This is a genomic window from Kocuria marina, assembly GCA_014652975.1.
Classification (GTDB): Bacteria; Actinomycetota; Actinomycetes; order Actinomycetales; family Micrococcaceae; genus Kocuria; species Kocuria marina.
Genome location: BMZV01000001.1, coordinates 909,280 through 929,099 on the forward strand (window position 1 = coordinate 909,280; position 19,820 = coordinate 929,099).

Sequence of the window (19,820 nt, forward strand, 5' to 3'; positions counted from 1 at the left end):
GCGCAGGCGCTCGTAGCGGATGAACCGCGCGGGCGGACCATTCGGGCAGCACCCGGGCGGGCACAGGATCAGTACAACACGGTGCACGCGCGATTTATTCACGAGCCCGCACACGTGTGGGTGAGGTCACGATCGTGAACTGTCCCCACCCCGTGCACGAAAATTATCCACAGGTGTGGAGAACCTTGTGCATATCGCGATCGACATGTCCCCTCCAGGGCAGTCCCAGCGCGCTGTCGCGGTATCCACAGGGGTGTTCACAGTTGTGGAATTACACATCTGTAAGTTGTTAACAGGTGTGGACAACCCCTGTGGACAGCCATTGGGACGCCCGGATCAGAGTGCGAGCCCCGACCCGGATCCGGCGGAACGGGAGAGCTTTCCCTGCTTACGGCCGGGCCCGGTCAGAGTCGGCGACGCAACCCCGGCAGCATGGCGAGCGCCACGAGACCACCGGCGATCAACCCGCCCACGTGAGCCTGCCAGGCGATGCCGCCCACCAGGAAACCGAAAGCCAGGTTGATCGCGATCAACACCGCGATGGGCGTGATGTTGTTCTTGAAGTGGCGCATGAACACGAACATGGCGCCGAAGAGCCCGAAGACGCCGCCGGACGCCCCGATGACGAGCACCCACGGATTACCGAGCAACAGCACTCCCACGGATCCGCCCAGCACGGACACCACGAACAGGACGGCCATCCGCCAGGTCCCCAGCAGCGGCTCGAGCATCCGACCGAAGAGATAGAGCGTGTACATGTTGAGCAGTAGGTGCAGCGGTGAGGGCATCGCGTGGACGAAACCGCTCGTGAGCATCCGCCACGGCTGGGTGTCCGTGAGTGAGGGAGCGTATCCCAGGATGCTCGTCAGGCTGTAGGGCGTGAACAGGCTCGTGAGCCACTGCAGGCCCCACATGACCACGCAGATCCCGATGAGCGTCCACGTCACGGGCATGCCCCCGACGCGCTGGGGGCTGCGACGACGGCGCGGCGCAGCGCCGTCGTACCCGCCGCGTGGCGCGCCACCCGGGTGGGCGGACTGCTGACCGTGGACGTACTGCCCGTACCGCGGGGCGGGAACGGGCGCGCCGCTCCACGGGGCGGGACCGTCCGGGGCGCCGGCGGGCCGTCCTTGGTCCGGCGGGTCGTCGGGGTGGTGGGTCATGGTCATCCTCCGGGAGTGGGCGGGGCGGCTGGACGGGGCTCGAATACGGACGAAGCCCACCCGGGGACCGGGTGGGCTTCGTGCCGGGCGTGAAAGCTGCGGGTCAGAGCTTCTCGATGTCGATGGAGGTGATCACGCAGTCCTCCACGGGGCGGTCCTGGCCGCCGGTGCGCACGTTGTTGAGCTCGTCCACGACCTTCTTGGACTCGTCGTCCGCGACCTCACCGAAGATGGTGTGCTTGCCCTGCAGCCACGTGGTGGGCGCGGTGGTGATGAAGAACTGGGAGCCGTTGGTGCCGCGGCCGTTGCGGGTACCGGCGTTGGCCATGGCCAGCATGTACGGGGCATTGAAGTTCAGTTCGGGGCTGATCTCGTCGTCGAAGTTGTAGCCCGGGCCGCCGATGCCCTGGCCCAGCGGGTCCCCGCCCTGGATCATGAAGTCCTTGATGATGCGGTGGAAGACGACGTCCTTGTAGAGCGGGGCGTTCTGCTTCTCACCCGTGCGGGGGTCCGCCCATTCCTGGGTGCCGTCCGAGAGACCCACGAAGTTCTTGACCGTCTTGGGCGCGTGGTTGCCGAAAAGGTCCACCACGATGTCCCCGTGGTTGGTGTGGATGGTGGCCTTGTGCGTGGCGATAGCGGAAGTCATGATTCACATTGTGGCACGGCGTCCTCGGGGCCGACAGAACGCTCCCGAGGTGTTCAGCGCACAGTGAAAAGGGCTGGGGTGTCGCTTTTCCCCGGGAATCCCGGGGTTGTCAGACCGTATGCTGAAGGTGGAGATTTTTACGATCACCACTGTAGGAAGGACACACAATGAGCTTGTTCAAGAGCAAGGCCCAGAAGCAGACCGAGCACGCCCGGAAGAACGCCGAGTCCAAGGTCGTCAGCGCTGGGGACTGGCTCTCCAGCGAGATCGGTGAGCTCGGGGAGAAGCTGCAGCACGGCGTGCAGGCGGGTGCGTCCGCCCTCGCGAGCGGTGTGGAGGCCACGGGTCCCTACGTCCAGGACGGTCTGGGCAAGGCGCAGAACCTCGGTGAGGACATCAAGCACCGCGGCGAGAAGGCCAGGACCGCCGGTGCCGCTGCCGCCGCCCCCCTGGCCGCGAAGGCCGCCAAAAAGACCGCCGAGGGCCGTGCCGTGGCGCAGGACAAGTACTCCGGTGCCGTGGCCGCGCTAGCCTCCAAGGTCGCCCACGCGGACACCTCGGACCAGTTCGACGCCCTCGTGGCCAAGCTGACCGGTGACAAGAAGACCGTCAAGCGCATCCAGAAGGCCGCGAAGAACTCGGCCAAGGAATACGCCAAGCAGCAGAAGAAGGCCCAGGGTGGCCACAAGGGTCTGCTGCTCCTCGGTCTCCTCGCCGCCGGTGGCGTGGCCGGTGTGGCCGCGTGGCGCGCGTCCCGCCCGGTGCAGGACCCCTGGAAGACCCCCGTCACGGCCTCCCCGCGTGTATCGGCTTCCCCGGTCAACACGAACTCCACGGTCGCCGCCGGCACCGGTGTGAAGGTGGACGACGTCAAGGACCCCACCTCCTCCTCCCAGAAGGCGGGCACTGCGTCCCAGGCCGCCCACCGCGCCTCGGACAGCGTGAAGTCCGTGGCCGAGGACGCCAAGCAGACCGTGAACGAGGTCAAGGAGCAGATCAAGGGCTCCAAGACGGACGACATGGGCACCCCGGACAACCGCTCCAAGCACAACCCGGGCGATCCCAAGCACTGAACCGGTTCTCGCGCGTCGACCGCGCGTGACCCGCACGACGACGGCGCCGCATCCCTTCGGGGGTGCGGCGCCGTCGTCGTACCGGAATGAACACACGAACCCGTGCATGGCGAGCGCACGGGCTACATGGAAGGAACGCATGAGTCGTTCGCTGCGAACGCACGGGCCGTGCGGGGAGACCCGCGGCCCCGTGCGGTGGGACTCAGGAGAAGATGTCGGAGACCGTGTCCCACATCTGGTAGACGCCCAGGATGATGAACAGCACGGCGCAGACCACCAGGACCGCGTTGGTGAACACACCGTTGCGCCAGCGCTTGGGCGTGCGGGACGTGTTGAGCAGTCCCAGCAGCGTGACCGCCAGGAACGGCATGAACAGTGCCCCGAGCACGCCGTAGAGCAGGATGAGGAACACGGGACGGTCCAACAGGAGCAGGAGCATGGGCGGGAAAGTGAGCCACAGCAGGTAGAACTTGAAGTACTTCCCGCCGTTGCGGGTGTCCGGATGGCCGCTGGGCTTCTTGCGGATGTTGCCCCAGTAGTCCGCGAACATGAGGGACACCCCGGACCACACACCCACCACGGAGGAGAACGAGGCCGCCCAGAACCCCACGAGGAACGCGATGCCGATGACGTCCCCGTAGCGCTCGCGCAGCACCCGGTCCAGGTCCAGCAGGCCCTTGTCCCCGGCGCTGATGGCGTAGCCGGCGGAGTAGAGGACCTCGGCACCCACCACGAGCATCGCGAGCACGAAGATACCGGTCACGGTGTAGGCCACGGTGTTGTCGAGCTGCATCACGCGCATCCACCGCGGTTGGTGCCAGCCCTTCTCCCGCAGCCAGTAACCGTAAGCCGCGAGGGTGATCGTGCCGCCCACGCCGCCGGCCAACGCGAGCGTGTAGACCACACCGCCCTGCGGGATCACGGGGATCAGCCCGGTAAGCATCTGAGGGATGTTGGGCAGGGTGATGATCGCGAGCCCCACCATGACCAGGAACATGATCCCCACCATGGCCGCGGTGATCTTCTCGATCACCGCGTAGCGCCCCGCCCACACGATCACGAACCCGATCAGGCCCATGAGGATGGCCCACGCCCACAGGGGCAGGATGGGGAACAGTGCGGCGAGCGGCAGGGCGGAGGAGGACATGGCCGTGGCGCCGTACACGAATCCCCAGATCAGGATGTACGGACCGAAGAACCAGGACGTCCACCGGCCCAGGGAGCGCCAACCCTCGAAAATGGTGCGCCCGCTCGCGAGCGAGTACCGACCGGCGCCCTCCACGAGCACAATCTTCATGATCGTGCCCGCGATGACCGCCCACAACAGGGTGTAGCCGTAGCGCGAGCCGGCGGTCAGCGTGGCCACCATGTCCGCGGCACCCACGCCCGTGGCCGCCACCACGAGACCGGGACCGATCAGCTGCCACCGTTTGACCTTCTCCAACGACTCATCGGGGTCGATGGACGGAAGGGGTTGCAGCGGGGTCTTGTCGCGCATCGGGGGCTCCACACTTCGGGCATGAATCAGGTCACAGTTGTGCTCATGCAGTCTTTCACGCGGGGTGCGCCACACTCCTTCGGTGGCGAAGTATGGCTGGTGTGTCCCCGCCGAGGACCGGGGACGCGCACGCAAGGCCGGGGACAGGAGGAACCGGGCCAGGACGAACCGGATGAAAGCGGATGAGCACGGACCAGGAACAGGCCCGGCACGAAGGAACCCCCAGGGACCGGCGCTGCGGTCCCCGGGGGTTCTCGGATGTGGAGCCTAGGAGATTCGAACTCCTGACATCCGCCTTGCAAAGGCGGCGCTCTACCAACTGAGCTAAGGCCCCGTGTTCAATTGTGGTGCTGATCCTGCAGAACGCGGATCGCGGGACCGGGACGGTCAGTCCACGGGGTCCACGGCCGAATTCCACGCCTCTCGTTTGGCTTCCGCCTCGCGCCAAGACTTGAAGGCTGCCACGGACAAGCCGGCCAGTGCGGCCAGGGCTGCGATTCGTGCCTTCATGGGGACCCTCCGAACGAGATCATCTCGCGGTTGGCGGGAATTCGATGGGTGGGCGTACCAGGAATTGAACCTGGGACCTCTTCGTTATCAGCGAAGCGCTCTAACCGTCTGAGCTATACGCCCTCAGCGTGCACCGCCAGAATCGTCCTCTGATCGGCCACGCCAAGACTTTACCGGAGTTTCATCCGCCGCACAAAATCGGGCGGACCGCGGGATCAGTCGTCGGTCAGGGTCACCCCGATGCCACCGATCAGGGACGCCGCGATGTTGTACACGAGCGCCCCGAGCACGGACAGCACGGTCAGCAGGATGACGTTGACCACGGAGATGATCGTGGCGAACAGGGCCACGTTGCCGAGCGAGAGGAACCGCTTGATGTCCGCTCCCCCGGCGCTGCCGCCGAGCATGGACAGCAGTTCGTTGATCCCGTCGAACAGCCCGGTGAGGCTCAGCACGATCCACAGCACCAGGGACGCCACGACCGTGATGATCCCGAGCGCCACGGAGAGCAGGAAGGCCAGCTTGAGCACGGACCACGTGTCCACCTTGGACACCACGAGCCGTGCGCGGCGCACCTTGGCCCGGGGGGCGGGTCGCACGAGTCCCTTGCCGGAGCTCTTGGCGCTCTGCGGGGACGGCTTCTGGGGGGAAGAAGTCTTCACGGGCTGGCCCGCCTTCGAGGCTGAGCTCGCGCTCATGCGTCACCTCCGTTGTCGTTGTGCTCCAACGCTACTGCATCGTCGTCACCGACCGGCGCAGCGGCGTCGGCACCGTCCTGGCCCGCGGGGACGTCCGCGGTCGTGGCTTCGGGGGAGTCCGTCGTGGAGCCGGGGGCGACGTCGCTCGGCCCGGTGGCCTCGGCGGCATCCTCCTCCGCGACCTCCTTCTCGATCTCCCGCTCGGCGTTGCGGGCGACCCCCACGATGGCGTCGTTGGGACCCGGCTTGGCGAAGATCACACCCATCGTGTCACGGCCGCGGGCGGGGACCTCGCTCACGTTGGAGCGCACGACCTTGCCGCTCTCCATGACCACGAGCACCTCGTCGTTCTCGCCCACGATCAGCCCGCCCACCTGGCCACCGCGGACCTCGGCGAGTTTGGCAACCTTGATGCCCAGGCCACCGCGGCCCTGCACGCGGTACTCCTGGACGCTCGTGCGCTTGGCGTAGCCGCCCTCGGTCACCACGAACACGTAGGAGTCGTCGCTGACCACGTTGGCGGAGAGCAACTCGTCCCCGGGGCGGAACTTCATGCCCGTGACACCGGAGGTCGCGCGACCCATGGGGCGCAGGGCGTCGTCGTCAGCGGTGAACCGCAGGGACTGGCCCAGGCGCGAGATCAGCATGACGTCGTCGTCGGTGTTCACGAGCATGGCCGAGACCAACTCGTCGTTCTCGCGCAGGTTGATCGCGATCACGCCCGCGGAACGATTGGTGTCGTAGTCCGGGAGCCGCGACTTCTTGATCAACCCGTTGCGGGTCGCGAGCACGAGGTACGGGGCGTCCTGGTAGGAGTGCAGCTCCATGACCTGGGCGATGCGTTCCTCGGGCTGGAACTCCATGAGGTTGGCCACGTGCTGGCCCTTGGCGTCCCGGCCGGCCTCCACGAACTCGTAGGCCTTGACGCGGTAGACGCGCCCGAGGGTCGTGAAGAACAGGATCCAGTTGTGGGTGCTCGTCACGAAGAAGTGCTCCACGACGTCGTCGCCGCGCAACTGCGCGCCCTTGATGCCGCGGCCACCTCGGTGCTGAGCGCGGTACTCGTCCGCGCGGGTTCGCTTGACATAGCCGTCGCGCGTGATGGTCACGACCACCTGCTCCTGCGGGATGAGGTCCTCCATGGAGACATCCCCGTCGAAGCCGTAGAGCACCTCGGTGCGGCGGTCGTCACCGTAGTGGTCCACGATGCCCTGCAGTTCCTCCGAGATGATCTCGCGCTGACGCTCCTCGGACGCGATGATCGACTCGTACTCGGCGATCAACCGCTGCAGCTCGGCGTGCCGGTCCTGGATCTTCTGCCGTTCGAGCGCGGCCAGGCGGCGCAACTGCATGTTGAGGATCGCCTGGGCCTGGGCCTCGTCGATCTCGAGCAGCTCCATAAGCCCGGTGCGTGCCTGCTCCACGGTGGGCGAGCGCCGGATCAGGGCGATGACCTCGTCCAGGGCGTCCAGGGCCTTGAGCAGGCCGATCAGGATGTGCGCTTCCTCCTGCGCCTGCTTGAGGCGGTACGTGGTGCGCCGGACGATGACTTCCATCTGGTGGGTGACCCAGTGGTGCACGAACGCGTCCAGGGACAGCGTCCGGGGCACCCCGTCCACGAGCGCGAGCATGTTCGCGGAGAAGTTCTCCTGCAACTGCGTGTGCTTGTAGAGGTTGTTGAGCACGACCTTGGGTACGGCGTCCCGCTTGAGCACGATCACCAACCGCTGACCCGTGCGCCCCGAGGTCTCGTCGCGCATGTCGGCGATGCCCTGGACCCGCCCTTCCTTGACGAGGTCCGCGATCTTGATGGCCAGGTTGTCCGGGTTGACCTGGTACGGCAGCTCCGTGACCACGAGGCACGTGCGGTTGTGGATCTCCTCCACACTGACCACCGCGCGCTGCGTGATGGAACCACGACCGGTGCGGTAGGCCTGTTCGATGCCCTTGTGGCCGAGGATCTGCGCCCCGGAGGGGAAGTCCGGACCCTTGATCCGCTTGATGAGTTCTTCGAGCAGGGTCTCGCGGTCCACGTGCGGGTTCTTGAGGTACCACTGCACGCCGTCCGCGACCTCGCGCAGGTTGTGCGGCGGGATGTTGGTGGCCATGCCCACCGCGATGCCGGAGGAGCCGTTGACCAGCAGGTTGGGGAACCGCGCGGGCAGCACCACGGGTTCCTGCTGCTTGCCGTCGTAGTTGTCCTGGAAGTCCACGGTGTCCTCGTGGATGTCCTGGACCATCTCCATGGCCAGAGGCGCCATCTTGGTCTCGGTGTACCGGGGGGCCGCAGCGCCGTCGTTACCGGGGGAACCGAAGTTGCCCTGCCCCAGCGCGAGCGGGTAGCGCATGATCCAGTCCTGGATCAGTCGCACCAGGGCGTCGTAGATCGCGGAGTCACCGTGCGGGTGGTAGTTGCCCATCACGTCGCCGACCACGCGCGCGCACTTGTTGAACGAACGATCGGGGCGGTAACCGCCGTCGTACATCGTGTAGAGCACCCGCCGGTGCACGGGCTTGAGACCGTCCCGCACGTCCGGCAGCGCGCGCCCCACAATCACCGCCATGGCGTAGTCCAGGTAGGAGCGCTGCATCTCCGTCTGGAGATCGATCTGCTCCACGCGGTCGCCCGTGATCGCCACCTCGTCGGTCACGACGCCGTCGCCGGCCTCGGGTGCGTCCTGCGGGTCCACGGGGCCGTTGCCGTCCTGCGTCTCGTCACTCATGGGTTGCTGTTTCCTTCTCTCGTCCCCGGGATCATCGTTCATACTCGCGCCAGAATATTCCGGGCGTCACATGCTCAGATGTCCAGGAAGCGGATGTCCTTCGCGTTCTGCTGGATGAACTCGCGGCGGGACTCCACGTCCTCGCCCATGAGGACCGAGAACACCTGGTCCGCCGCGGCGGCGTCGTCCATGGTGACCTGCAACAGCGTGCGGTGCTCGGGGTCCATGGTGGTGTCCCACAGCTCCGTGTAGTCCATCTCGCCGAGGCCCTTGTAGCGCTGGATGCCGTTGTCCTTGGGCAGCCGGCGGTTCTCCGCCAGCCCCTTGGCCAGGGCGGCATCGCGCTCGGCGTCCGAGAAGACGTAGTTGTGCGGCGCGTTGGACCACTTGATGCGGTACAGCGGCGGCTGCGCGAGGTACACGTACCCGTGCTCGATGAGCGGACGCATGAACCGGAACAGCAGCGTGAGCAGCAGGGTGGTGATGTGCTGACCGTCCACGTCCGCGTCCGCCATGAGCACGATCTTGTGATAGCGGGCCTTCTCGATGTCGAAGTCGTCACCGATCCCCGCGCCGAAGGCTGTGATCATGGACTGCACTTCCGCGTTGGACAGCGCCCGGTCCAACCGGGCCCGCTCCACGTTGAGGATCTTCCCGCGCAGCGGCAGGATCGCCTGGTGCGCGGGATCGCGGCCCTGCACGGCGGAACCGCCCGCGGAGTCACCCTCCACGATGTAGATCTCGGAGACCGTGGGGTCCTTGGACGAGCAGTCCTTGAGCTTGCCCGGCATGCCCCCGGACTCCAGCAGGCCCTTGCGTCGTGTGGTCTCGCGTGCCTTGCGCGCGGCCAACCGCGCCTGGGACGCGTAGATCGCCTTGCGGATGATGTCCTTGGCGGGGTTGGGGTTGCGCTCCAACCACGCCCCGAACAGGTCGAACATCTCGCGCTGAACGAAGGTCTTGGCCTCCGAGTTGCCTAGCTTGGTCTTGGTCTGCCCCTCGAACTGGGGTTCCGCGAGCTTGATCGAGATCACCGCGGTGAGCCCCTCGCGCACGTCCTCGCCCGTGAGGTTGTCGTCCTTGTCGCGCAGCAGCCTGTTCTCCCGCGCGTAGCGGTTGATGAGCGTGGTCAGCGCGGTGCGGAAGCCCTCCTCGTGGGTGCCGCCCTCATGGGTGTTGATGGTGTTGGCGTACGTGTGCACGGACTCGTTGAACGCCGTGGTCCACTGCATGGCCAGCTCCAGGGACATCTTCTTGTCCGGGTCGTCCACCTCGAGCGAGATGACGTCGTCGTGGATCAGATCGACCTTCTTGGCCGAATTCAGGAACGTGACGTAGTCCAGCAACCCGTGCTCGTAGCAGTAGACCACCCGGCGGGCGCCCGCGTGGGCGTGGACAGCGGCGTCGTCCGCGCCGACCGTCCCTCCGTCCTGTCCCTCGACCGGACCGGAGGCGTCCACGGGGGACTCCCCCGCGATCTCCTCACCGGTCTCGTCCGTGACGCGCTCGTCCGTGAGCGTGATCCGCAGACCCTTGTTGAGGAACGCCATCTGCTGGAACCGCGCCCGCAGGGTCTCGAAATCGAAGTCCACGGTCTCGAAGATCTCGGGGTCCGGGTAGAAGACCTGGGTGGTCCCGGTCTCGTCCGTCTGCTCGCCGCGTTCGAGCTCACCCTGGGGGTGGCCGCCGTTCGCGAAGCTCATCCGCCAGACGTAGCCCTGCCGGCGGACTTCGGTGTCCACACGCCGGGACAGGGCGTTAACCACCGAGATGCCCACGCCGTGCAGACCGCCGGACACGGCGTAGCCACCGCCGCCGAACTTGCCACCGGCGTGCAGGATGGTCATCACGACCTCCACGGTGGGCTTGCCCTCCGTGGGGTGCATGTCCACCGGGATGCCGCGGCCGTTGTCGCTCACGCGCACGCCGCCGTCCGACTGGAGGGTCACCTCGATGTGGTCGCAGTACCCCGCGAGCGCCTCGTCCACCGAGTTGTCGACCACCTCGTAGACCAGGTGGTGCAGGCCGCGGGGGCCAGTGGAACCGATGTACATCCCCGGGCGCTTCCTGACCGCCTCGAGGCCTTCCAGAACGGTGATGTCGCTCGCGCCGTACTCGTGCTGTAGGGGATCCTCTGTAGCCACGGGGTCTCCGGTCCTCCTGCGTAATCGATGGCGATCATCACCCGACCCATATGAATACAGCCGATGAGACGGCTCGCGGCTCATCGGCTGGCGGGACGGGAAGATCTTTGGCTTCCCATTCTACCGCATGAAGCGCTGGACGGCCCGCAGACGCCCCGGAGCCCCGCCGCGCAGGGTGGACCCATTTTCGGGGTGCGGTGCGCCTCGCGCGCTTCTGGCGCGTTTTTGACGATTTCAGCTCACCCGTAGGTGTCCCGCGGCCCCCTGCCCTGCACCGACCAGCGCCCCCGTTTCCAGCTCGGCCCCACGGGACCGTGGATCTCGAGCCGCGTGACGATCCCCTCCCCCAGCTTGTCCGAGAACTTCCTGATGATCTGGGGTTGGATCAACCGCAGCTGGGTCGCGTAGGCCGTGGAGTCGCAGCGCACGCGCACCACGGTGTCCTCGAAACTCTCGGGCCACGTGTGCTCAGCGTTGCGCGCCCCCACGAGGGACGGCCAGTCCGCGAGCACACTGCTCACGTTCACGGGCGTCTTCCAGCCCCTGTGGGTCATCAGCGCGTCCACCACGGTGGACAGCGCTCGGGGGTCCCGCGCGGAACGCCCCGGTCCCGAGAAGCCCCCGAGCTGCCGCGGATCCACGTCGTAGCGGTCCCGCGCGCGCAATGCCGGGGAGCCCGTTCCCTCCTCCATGGCCGTGCCGAAGGCGCGCATGTTCTTGGCCGCGGCCGCCTTGGACAGGGGCGTGTCCCCGCGGTCGCGGGCGGCCTTCCGGGCCCGTTGCAGGGCCACGGCCGCCGCGTCCACGACGTCGCGATGCACGGGCTCGCTCACGGCTGCTCCGCCTGGGGAGCGTTCTGGTTCCCGCCGGACCCGGGCTCGGGTCCGGACTCGGGCTCGGGTCCGGCCGACGACGCCGCGCGGTTCCATACCGCCCCCGGCTCCACCTCGATCACCGTGGGCGAGTCCTCGAGCAGCGCCGCGGGTAGGTCCTCGTCCACCGCGGCGGTCACGAGCACCTGCTCGGCCTGCCGCACGAGCTCGGCCAGGCGGCGTCGACGGCGCGCGTCCAGTTCCGCGAACACGTCGTCCAGGATCAGCACGGGCGCCGAACCCCGGGCCGGATCGTCGGCGAGGTGGACATACCACGAGCCCAGGCGGAGGGCCAGGGCCGTGGACCAGGTCTCCCCGTGGGACGCGTAGCCCCTGGCGGGGGTGTCGCCCAGCCGGATCACGAGGTCGTCCCGATGCGGTCCCACCAGGGTGATCCCGCGATCCCGCTCATGACGTGCCATGCGCTCGAAGGCATTCATCATGAGCTCGTAGAGGTCCGTGACCGAGAAGTGTTCGAGCGCTTCCTGATCGGCACCGGGTGCCACGGACGAGCTCTCGTAGCCCAGGGACACGTGCTTGGGTCCGTCCGTGAGCTGTTGGTATGCCCGGTCCACCTCGGGCTCCAAAGCCTTGAGCAACTGCAACCGCGCACCCATCACGGCCGCGCCGGCGCGCGCGAGCTGGTCGTTCCACACCGCGAGCGTCGCACGATCCGAGTCCGAGAACCCCCGGGAGCGCCGCGCCAATTTCAGCAGGGCGTTGCGCTGCTTCAGCGCCCGGTCGTAGTCCGAGCGCGCGGCACCGAGCACCGGCCGCATGGCCGTGGCGAGATCGTCCAGGAACCGCCGCCGGTGGGACGGATCCCCCTTGACCAGGGTCAGGTCCTCCGGGGAGAACAACACGGTGTGCAGGGTCCCCAGGGCCTCACGGGCGCGGACCGGGGCTGCCCGGTTGATCCGCACGCGGTTGGCCCGCGCGGCGTTGAGTTCGTACTCGAGGACCGTGCGCTGTCCCCCGCGGTTGACGCGTACCCGGATGATCGCCTGGTCTGATCCCGTGGTGATGAGCGGTCCGTTGCCCGAGATGCGGTGGGAGCCCAGGGTCGCGGCCCAGTCGATCGCCTCCACGATGTTGGTCTTGCCTACACCGTTGGGTCCCACGAACACCGTGAGACCCGGGGCGAGTGGGAGGTCCAGACCGGGGTAGGTCCGGAAGTTGGCGAGCGACAGGTGGTCTACGAACACACGATCACTGGTTGGGCAGACGCACCGGCATGAGCAGGTACTTGTAGTCCACGCTGTCCTCGCCGTCGGGCTCGCTCTGGGCCGAGAGCACGGCCGGCTTCGGAGGGGCCGTGAACGAGAACCGGACGTAGTCGGAGTCGAACGCGTGCAGTCCCTCGGAGAGGTAGGTGGGGTTGAAGGCCACGGTGATGTCGTCCCCGTTGAGCTGGGCGTCCAGAATTTCGGACGCCTGGGCGTCCTCCCCGGTTCCCGCGTCGAGCGCGACCCGGGACTCGCTGAACGCGAGCCGCACGGGGGTGTTGCGTTCGGCTACGAGGGACACGCGGCGCACCGCTTCCACGAGTTCCGAGGTCTTCACCACGGCGGTGATCGGTGTGTGATCCGGGAACAGCGAGCGGATCTTGGGGTACTCGCCGTCGATCAGCAGGCTCGTGGTGCGTCGTCCGCCGGATTCGAATCCCACGAGTTCCGTGTTCTGAGCGAGCGCGATGTTCACGTCCCCGGAGGATCCCAGGGTCTTGGCGATGTCGTTGAGCGTCTTGGCCTTGATCAGGGCCGCCGTGGAGATCGTGGGATCGGAGGGCCGCCAGGTCAGTTCCCGCATGGCCAGCCGGTAGCGGTCGGTGGCCAGCAGGGTCATTTTCTCGCCCTCGATCTCCATGCGGATGCCCGTGAGGATCGGCAGGGTGTCGTCCTTGGACGCCGCGATGTTGACCTGTGCCACGGCGTGCGCGAACTCGTCCCCGGCCACGACGCCGGACAGGTCCGGCAGTCCGGGCAGCTGGGGGTAGTCGTCCACGGGCATGGCCGCGAGGTTGAATTTGGCGGAACGGCACGTGAGGGTGACCTTGCCGCCCTCGGCCTCGAGCTGCACGGGAGCGGAGGGCAGCGAGCGGCAGATGTCCGCGAGCAGACGGCCGGAGACCAGGGTGGTGCCCTCCTCGAAGACGTCCGCGCTGATGGTCAGGCGCGCGGAGATCTCGTAGTCGAAGCTTGCGATGGACAGCGAACCGTTCTCCGCCTTGATGAGCAGTCCGGACAACAGGGGGACGGGAGGCCGCGGTGACAGCGAACGGGCAGTCCAGGTGACTGCTTCAGCCAGTACGTCGCGCTCGACCGAGAACTTCACGGGGTGCCCCTCTTTGGTTCGGAACCGAAGTGTTTTGTCTGCATGGTATCCGGCCGCGGGGACGTCATCCGAACCCCGGATCGTCAGGTTCGGGCAGGATCCGCCCGTGGCGGTTCCTGGATTCTTGTAATTACAGAGATCCCGGGGACCCGTTCGGCGGGGGAGAACCGGATTTTTGTTATTCGGTCGATCTTTTCTTAAGGGGTAGAAGTGTTAATAACCCCTGTGGACTCTGTGGATAACTGCCTGTTCCTCAGCAATCCCGCGGTTCGGGGGTGTTGATCCGGTGTGGATGATTGTGGATTGCCTTGTGCTTGCTGAGTGCACAACTTCCGCGTGATTCCGCGGATTCCACAGGCTCGCCCACCGACGCGCGGCGGTTGTCCACCGCCTGTTCGGGGTTGTCCACAGATTTTTCCACACGGCCCTGAACAGGACTGTGCACAGCGCGTCCACACCCCCGGATTTTCCTGTGCACCGTGGGCGGCGAAAGCAGTGGATCCGCGGGCTCGGCCTGTGGACGAATCACAAGAAGAACGGGCCCCCGGAACCGTGTTCCGAGGGCCCGTCTCCGGGTGTCGCGTGATCGGGGCGGGTCTTAGCCCTCGCGCGATTGTTGTTTGATCCGGTTGGTCAGCTCCGTGACCTGATCGAAGATCTGCCGGCGTTCGGCCATGAGCGTGCGGATCTTACGGTCCGCGTGCATGACCGTGGTGTGGTCCCGCCCGCCCAGTTCCTGACCGATCTTGGGCAGGGACATGTCCGTGAGTTCCCGCAACAGGTACATGCCGATCTGGCGCGCGGTCACCAGGGTGCGCGTGCGGGACTTGGACTTCAGCTCGTCCAGGGTGATGTTGAAGAACGCGGCGGTCTGCCCCAGGATCGAGGCCGCGGTGATCTCCTGTCCCCCGTCGTCGGTGATCAGATCCTTCAGCACGAGCTCTGCGAGCGGGAGATCCACCGGTTGCTTGTTGAGGGACGCGAAGGCCGTGACCCGGATCAACGCCCCTTCCAGTTCGCGGATGTTGGTGGAGATGTGGGAGGCGATGTACTCCATGACATCGTCCGGGGCGTCCATCCCCTCGCTGATTGCCTTCTTGCGCAGGATCGCGATCCGGGTCTCGAGCTCGGGCGGCTGCACGTCGGTTATCAGTCCCCACTCGAAGCGGGAGCGCATCCGCTCGGCGAAGCCCGTGAGCTGTTTGGGCGGCATGTCCGAGGTGATCACGATCTGCTTCTCGTGATTGTGCAGCGCGTTGAAGGTGTGGAAGAACTCCTCCTGCGTGTGCTCCTTGCCCGCGAGGAACTGGATGTCATCGATCAGCAGCAGGTCCACGTTGCGGTAGATGCCCTTGAAGGACGAGCCCTCGTCGTCGCGGATGGAGTTGATGAAGTCGTTGGTGAACTCCTCCGAGTTCACGTACCGCACGCGCAGCTTGGGGTAGAGCCGCTTGGCGTAGTGCCCGATCGCGTGCAGCAGGTGGGTCTTGCCGAGACCCGAATCCCCGTAGATGAACAGCGGGTTATATGCCTTGGCGGGGGTCTCTGCGACCGCGAAGGCTGCGGCGTGGGCGAACCGGTTCGACTGGCCGATCACGAAGGAGTCGAAGACGTACTTGGGGTTCAGTCGGGCGGAACTGTCCCATTCCGAATCCGCCGGGCTGGTGTCCGAACCGTTGCCGGTGCTGAGCACCTCGCGCTGTTGCGGCCCCGGGGGCGCGGCTTCGGGTAGGCGGCGCGGGGGCAGATCGTCGTACTCGCCGGCGCCGTCGCCGGGCTCGGTGGTTGCCAGGCCGGCCGGGGAGCGCGGGACGCTCTCGCCCGACGGCGCATCGCGGCCGGGAGCAGGCTGGAAGAGTCCGGGCGTACGTTCGGCTTCGAGCTCGTTGAGCGAGGGGATGGTGCGGTCGGAGGACCGCGCGTCGGTCGCGGCGCGAGTGGTGGGCGGCTGGACCTCGAGCTCGGGGTCCACGACGAATGCCACGAGCGTGTCCGCTCCCAGAACCCGGCCCACGCTCTCGTCCAGGATCTCGGACATGGGGCGGTTCTGCAGGAATTCCCGCGTGGCCTCACTCGGGACCGCGATCAGCAGCGTGGTGCCCATCAGGCCGCGGGGTTCACACACCGCGATGGTCCCGCGTGCCCGCCCCGTGACCCGCGGGTTCTCGTTCATGACGCGGACGCACTCTGCCCATTGCTCGAGCAAAGCCCTGTTGTCCTGCTGCATGAACGACTCCTGACGTGAGATACGGGGAAGCCCCAGTTTTCCACAGACTTGTACACAGCGGTGGATAACCTCGTGGGGGCGGCCGCAAACCTCAGCCTAGAGCATGGTTCCGGGCTCGACATAGCCCGTCGGAGCCGGTGCACAGAACTACAACTGTGTAGTTCCCACCTGGGGATAACTTGCTCTGGCGGGGTGTGATCCGGCGCTTTTCCACATGCTCCCGGGGGGGCGGTGTACACACTTGTGGAGAGACGCGGCCGCCCGTCTGGCAGCCCACCGGACCGCCGATCGTAGTGTGCGGCAATTTGACCGGTGTGGCCCTTTTGACTACTGTGAATCAGTCTTGTGCGTGTAGGATTGCGATTTCTGCGCGTCCGCATGCCCCCAAATACGTACCGCGTGCGTCCCCTGTGATCCGTCGCAGTTGGCGCGCCGTTGTCCAACCTCGTGGAGTGACTAATGCCCAAGCGGACTTTCCAGCCCAACAACCGCCGCCGCTCTCGCAAGCACGGCTTCCGTGCTCGCATGCGCACCCGTGCCGGCCGCGCCATCATCGGCGCCCGCCGCAGCAAGGGCCGCGCCAGCCTGTCGGCCTGACTCATCGTCAACTCGCGAGGTTCGCATCGTGCTGCCCACCAGGCATCGGATGCGGACCTCGGCGCAGTTCTCAGACACCGTACGTTCCGGCGCCCGCAGTGGCCGCCGGAACGTCGTCGTATCCGTGCGAAGCACCACGGAGCAGGCGTCCCGCGTGGGGTTCATCGTCTCCAAGGCGGTGGGCAACGCCGTGGCCAGGAACAAGGTTAAGCGCCGCCTGCGTGAACTCGCTGCCGTGACCGTCCGCGAACACCCGGCCGGGCTCGACATCGTCGTCCGTGCTTTGCCCGCGGCCGCCGCGGCAGGGTGGGACGAACTGGGGCGTGACTACCGCGACGCCCTGCATGCCGCGCTGCGCAAGGCGCGATGACCTCCCCGTTGCGTACGCGGCGGATGCCGTAACGTTGCTTGTACAGAGTCGAGAAGGAGGCCCGCACGTGACATCACGTCCGTCTCCCGAGCAACTCCTCGCGCGCGCGCCGCACGAGTACAACCCCGGCGGTGGCCTCGTGCGCACCATGAAGCATCTTCCGCAGAATCTTTGCATCGCCCTGCTCAAGCTCTACCGCACGATTGTCTCCCCGCTGTACGGAGACGTGTGCCGGTATTTCCCCTCCTGTTCCGCATACGCGCTGGAGGCGTTCACCGTGCACGGCGCGGTGCGCGGACTGGGACTGAGCGTCAGACGTCTGCTGCGCTGCCACCCGTGGGCGGCCGGCGGGATCGATAGGGTCCCGAGCGGCGGTCGGGAGTTCCCCTCCGTGGCCTCGACCCCCAAAATCGTTCTGCTCAACCACCCGACCCTCGTGCGCGACCACGTGCACGACTGCCCGGCCCGTGACGACCACGCGGCTCAAGGAGCCAACGCTCGATGAACTTCTTCGACATTATTCTCTTTCCCTTCAGGTGGATCGTCTCCGCCGTGCTGTGGGTGTTCCACGAACTGTTCACCACCCTCGGGATGGATCCGGCCTCTGGTGTCACCTGGGTGCTGTGCATCGTGGGCCTGACCCTGGTCATGCGTACACTGACCATCCCGCTGTTCCTCAAGCAGATCAAGTCCATGCGCGGCATGCAGGAACTGCAACCGGAGATGGCCAAGCTGCAGGCCAAGTACAAGGGCAAGAAGGACCAGCTCTCCCGCCAGGCCATGGCCGAGGAGCAGATGGCCCTGTACAAGGAACACGGATCCAACCCGTTCGCGGCGTGCCTGCCGATCATCGTGCAGATGCCCATCTTCTTCGCGCTGTTCCAGGTGCTGCGTTCGGTCCCGCAGGCCGCCCAGAACAACGAGTCCATCCACGTCCTCACGCCGCAGCTGGTCCACCAGTTCAACGACTCCACGATCTTCGGCGCTCCCCTGTTCTCCACCCTGATGCAGCCGGGTGCGGGCAACCACATGGCCACCATCGTGCTGGCGATCGTCATGATCGTGGCCATGTGTGCCACACAGTTCATCACGCAGAAGCAGCTGACCGCGCGTAACATGAGCGATGCCGCCAAGGAATCGCCCATGTACCGCCAGCAGCAGATGATGCTCTACCTGTTCCCGCTCATCTTCGCGATCGGTGGCATCAACTTCCCGCTGGGTGTGCTCATCTACTGGACAGTCTCGAACCTGTGGTCCATGGGCCAGCAGTGGTGGGTCATCCGCAACAACCCCACCAAGGGGTCCCAGGCGGAGCGTGAACTCAACGAGCGCCGTGCGGCCAAGGGTCTGCCCCCGGTGGGCATGACCAAGAAGGAGCACGAGGAGAAGCTCGAGGAGCAGCGTGAACGCGCGGCGGCGGGCCAGCGTCAGCAGCCCGTGTCCAAGAAGCGCCAGAAGCAACAGGCTAAGAAGAACGGCTGAGAGGTCGCACCCAATGAACGACATCGACGAACAGCGGCAGCTGCCCTCGCAGGACGCGCCCGCCGAGACGCAGACCCCCGAGCTCTCCCCCCTCGAGGAGGAGGGTGAGATCGCCGCGGACTACATCGAGGAGCTCCTCGACACCGCGGACATCGACGGCGACATCGACATCGAGGTCCGGGACGGGCGCACGTACGTCTCCGTGGTCGCGGAGGACGGTGACGACTCCCCTCTGCGAGAGCTCGTGGGCGAGAACGGCGAGACGGTCGAGGCGCTGCAGGAACTCGCGCGGCTGTGCGTCCTCAGCGCCACGCAGCGGCGCAGCCGGTTGATCTTGGACATCGCGGGGCACCGTGACGAGAGAGCCTCGGAGCTGCGCGAGATGGCGCAGGACGCCGTGGCCAAGGTCGAGTCCGAGGGCGGCAGCGTGCACCTGCCCCCGCTATCCCCGTACGAGCGCAAGATCGTCCACGACGCCGTCGCGGACGCTGGTCTGGTCTCCGAGTCCGAGGGCGACGGCGCCGGGCGCCACATCGTGGTCTCGGCGGCTCAGTGACCGTGTCGCGTTCCACCCCGCACCCCGCCGCGTCCGGGCAGGACAAGAACGGGTCGGGCGCCGAGGGCGCGTCGCGTCCCGCTCCCGAGCCCCAGCCAGCCCCCGAGCTCGGTGAGCACGAGACCGCAGCGCGCACGATCTTCGATGACCGCCTCGACCTGGCGCGGCGCTACACGGAGCACCTGGCGTCCTCGGGCATCGTCCGTGGACTGATCGGCCCCCGTGAGGCCCCGCGATTGTGGGAACGTCACGTACTCAACTGCGCAGTGGTGGAGAGCCTGATCCCGCGGAATGCTCACGTCGCGGACGTGGGCTCGGGGGCCGGCCTTCCCGGCCTGTGCCTCGCGATCGCCCGGCCCGATCTGTCCATCACGTTGATCGAGCCGCTGGAGCGCCGTGTCGCGTGGCTAGAGGAGATTGTGGCGGATCTCGGCCTGGACAACGTCCGTGTGCTGCGGGCGCGCGCCGAGCAGGCAAAGAACGAGGTGGGCCCGGTGGATGTGGTCACGGCCCGAGCCGTCTCCGCGCTCATCGGTCTGGTGGACATCACCCTGCCGCTGTTGAAGGGTTCCGGTGAGCTGCTCGCGCTCAAGGGACGCTCCGCCCAGGACGAACTGCGCAAGGCGAGCAAGAAGTTCAATCGTTTCGGGGTCCGGTCCTCGGAGGTCGTGACCGTGGGCGAGGACCTCCTGGAGGAACCCACCACGGTGGTCCGGCTCGTGCTGTGAATCCGTCGTTGCCGGTGCGGCCTTGTCGATAAGCTACTAGGAGCACCGCACCAGTCACGGAAGGGACAGTCGATGACCGAGCCGGAACGGCCCACAGCAGGACCTACCCGTGGACACGACTTCGGATTGCCGCCTGATCCAATTTCGCAAACAAAAAAAGTTGTTCCTGATCGCGGACGCCATGTTTCACGTGAAA

General features: G+C 66.6%; 18 protein-coding genes and 2 tRNA genes. 7 read left to right on the forward strand and 13 right to left on the reverse strand.

Going from position 1 to position 19,820, the window contains the following annotated elements:
- Positions 1-404: 404 nt before the first annotated feature.
- Both IE157_RS04205 and IE157_RS04210 read right to left on the reverse strand, forming a co-directional pair.
- A complete protein-coding gene (locus IE157_RS04205; protein ID WP_286737397.1) occupies positions 405-1,163 on the reverse strand; it encodes a rhomboid family intramembrane serine protease in 759 nt (252 codons plus the stop codon).
- Positions 1,164-1,266: 103 nt separating this feature from the next.
- Positions 1,267-1,812 carry a peptidylprolyl isomerase gene (locus tag IE157_RS04210; protein WP_193519195.1) on the reverse strand — a complete coding sequence of 182 codons (546 nt, stop codon included), beginning with the start codon at positions 1,810-1,812 and terminating at the stop codon, positions 1,267-1,269.
- A 167-nt stretch (positions 1,813-1,979) separates the two neighbouring features.
- On the opposite strand from IE157_RS04210, the gene IE157_RS04215 reads away from it, so the two are divergent.
- Entirely contained in the window at positions 1,980-2,885 is a 906-nt protein-coding gene (locus tag IE157_RS04215) for a hypothetical protein (protein ID WP_193519196.1), read from the forward strand.
- Between the two features lie 202 nt (positions 2,886-3,087).
- On the opposite strand, the gene IE157_RS04220 is transcribed toward IE157_RS04215, so the two are convergent.
- The 11 genes from IE157_RS04220 to dnaA all read right to left on the reverse strand — a co-directional run bounded on the left by IE157_RS04220 (position 3,088) and on the right by dnaA (position 15,891).
- Positions 3,088-4,383, reverse strand: a complete 1,296-nt coding sequence (locus IE157_RS04220; protein WP_193519197.1) for an Nramp family divalent metal transporter — start codon at positions 4,381-4,383, stop codon at positions 3,088-3,090.
- A gap of 261 nt (positions 4,384-4,644) precedes the next feature.
- A tRNA-Ala gene (locus tag IE157_RS04225) sits at positions 4,645-4,717 on the reverse strand.
- A gap of 53 nt (positions 4,718-4,770) precedes the next feature.
- Positions 4,771-4,893 carry a hypothetical protein gene (locus IE157_RS12815; RefSeq protein WP_255359867.1) on the reverse strand — a complete coding sequence of 41 codons (123 nt, stop codon included), beginning with the start codon at positions 4,891-4,893 and terminating at the stop codon, positions 4,771-4,773.
- A 49-nt stretch (positions 4,894-4,942) separates the two neighbouring features.
- Positions 4,943-5,016: transfer RNA gene (locus IE157_RS04230), tRNA-Ile, on the reverse strand.
- Positions 5,017-5,108: 92 nt separating this feature from the next.
- On the reverse strand, positions 5,109-5,591 hold the full coding sequence (locus IE157_RS04235; RefSeq protein ID WP_035962792.1) for a DUF3566 domain-containing protein: 483 nt from the start codon (positions 5,589-5,591) through the stop codon (positions 5,109-5,111).
- On the reverse strand, positions 5,588-8,314 hold the full coding sequence (gene gyrA, locus IE157_RS04240) for a DNA gyrase subunit A (protein WP_193519198.1): 2,727 nt from the start codon (positions 8,312-8,314) through the stop codon (positions 5,588-5,590). The genes IE157_RS04235 and gyrA overlap by 4 nt, the downstream gene beginning before the upstream one ends.
- 74 nt (positions 8,315-8,388) lie before the next feature.
- On the reverse strand, positions 8,389-10,458 hold the full coding sequence (gyrB, locus tag IE157_RS04245) for a DNA topoisomerase (ATP-hydrolyzing) subunit B (RefSeq protein ID WP_193519199.1): 2,070 nt from the start codon (positions 10,456-10,458) through the stop codon (positions 8,389-8,391).
- 239 nt (positions 10,459-10,697) lie between these two features.
- Positions 10,698-11,291: a DUF721 domain-containing protein gene (locus tag IE157_RS04250; protein ID WP_193519200.1), complete on the reverse strand. Its 594-nt coding sequence runs from the start codon at positions 11,289-11,291 to the stop codon at positions 10,698-10,700.
- Entirely contained in the window at positions 11,288-12,535 is a 1,248-nt protein-coding gene (gene recF / locus IE157_RS04255) for a DNA replication/repair protein RecF (RefSeq protein ID WP_193519201.1), read from the reverse strand. Before recF ends, IE157_RS04250 begins: the two co-directional genes overlap by 4 nt.
- A gap of 4 nt (positions 12,536-12,539) precedes the next feature.
- Positions 12,540-13,664, reverse strand: coding sequence for a DNA polymerase III subunit beta (dnaN, locus tag IE157_RS04260; protein ID WP_193519202.1), 1,125 nt, complete (start codon positions 13,662-13,664; stop codon positions 12,540-12,542).
- A gap of 598 nt (positions 13,665-14,262) precedes the next feature.
- A complete protein-coding gene (dnaA, locus tag IE157_RS04265; RefSeq protein ID WP_064845487.1) occupies positions 14,263-15,891 on the reverse strand; it encodes a chromosomal replication initiator protein DnaA in 1,629 nt (542 codons plus the stop codon).
- A 459-nt stretch (positions 15,892-16,350) separates the two neighbouring features.
- Here dnaA and rpmH point away from each other — a divergent pair, with 459 nt between their 5' ends.
- The 6 genes from rpmH (at position 16,351) to rsmG (ending at position 19,624) form a co-directional block, all read left to right on the forward strand.
- Positions 16,351-16,488 (forward strand): 50S ribosomal protein L34, encoded by a 138-nt coding sequence (gene rpmH, locus IE157_RS04270; protein WP_035962803.1) that lies wholly within the window; start codon positions 16,351-16,353, stop codon positions 16,486-16,488.
- Between the two features lie 28 nt (positions 16,489-16,516).
- Positions 16,517-16,858: a ribonuclease P protein component gene (rnpA, locus tag IE157_RS04275; RefSeq protein ID WP_193519203.1), complete on the forward strand. Its 342-nt coding sequence runs from the start codon at positions 16,517-16,519 to the stop codon at positions 16,856-16,858.
- A 67-nt stretch (positions 16,859-16,925) separates the two neighbouring features.
- Entirely contained in the window at positions 16,926-17,363 is a 438-nt protein-coding gene (yidD, locus tag IE157_RS04280) for a membrane protein insertion efficiency factor YidD (protein WP_064845486.1), read from the forward strand.
- Entirely contained in the window at positions 17,360-18,340 is a 981-nt protein-coding gene (gene yidC / locus IE157_RS04285) for a membrane protein insertase YidC (protein ID WP_064845485.1), read from the forward strand. The genes yidD and yidC overlap by 4 nt, the downstream gene beginning before the upstream one ends.
- 13 nt (positions 18,341-18,353) lie before the next feature.
- A complete protein-coding gene (locus IE157_RS04290) occupies positions 18,354-18,896 on the forward strand; it encodes a Jag family protein (protein ID WP_193519204.1) in 543 nt (180 codons plus the stop codon).
- A 137-nt stretch (positions 18,897-19,033) separates the two neighbouring features.
- Positions 19,034-19,624 carry a 16S rRNA (guanine(527)-N(7))-methyltransferase RsmG gene (rsmG, locus tag IE157_RS04295; protein WP_064845522.1) on the forward strand — a complete coding sequence of 197 codons (591 nt, stop codon included), beginning with the start codon at positions 19,034-19,036 and terminating at the stop codon, positions 19,622-19,624.
- The last annotated feature ends 196 nt before the right edge of the window (positions 19,625-19,820 follow it).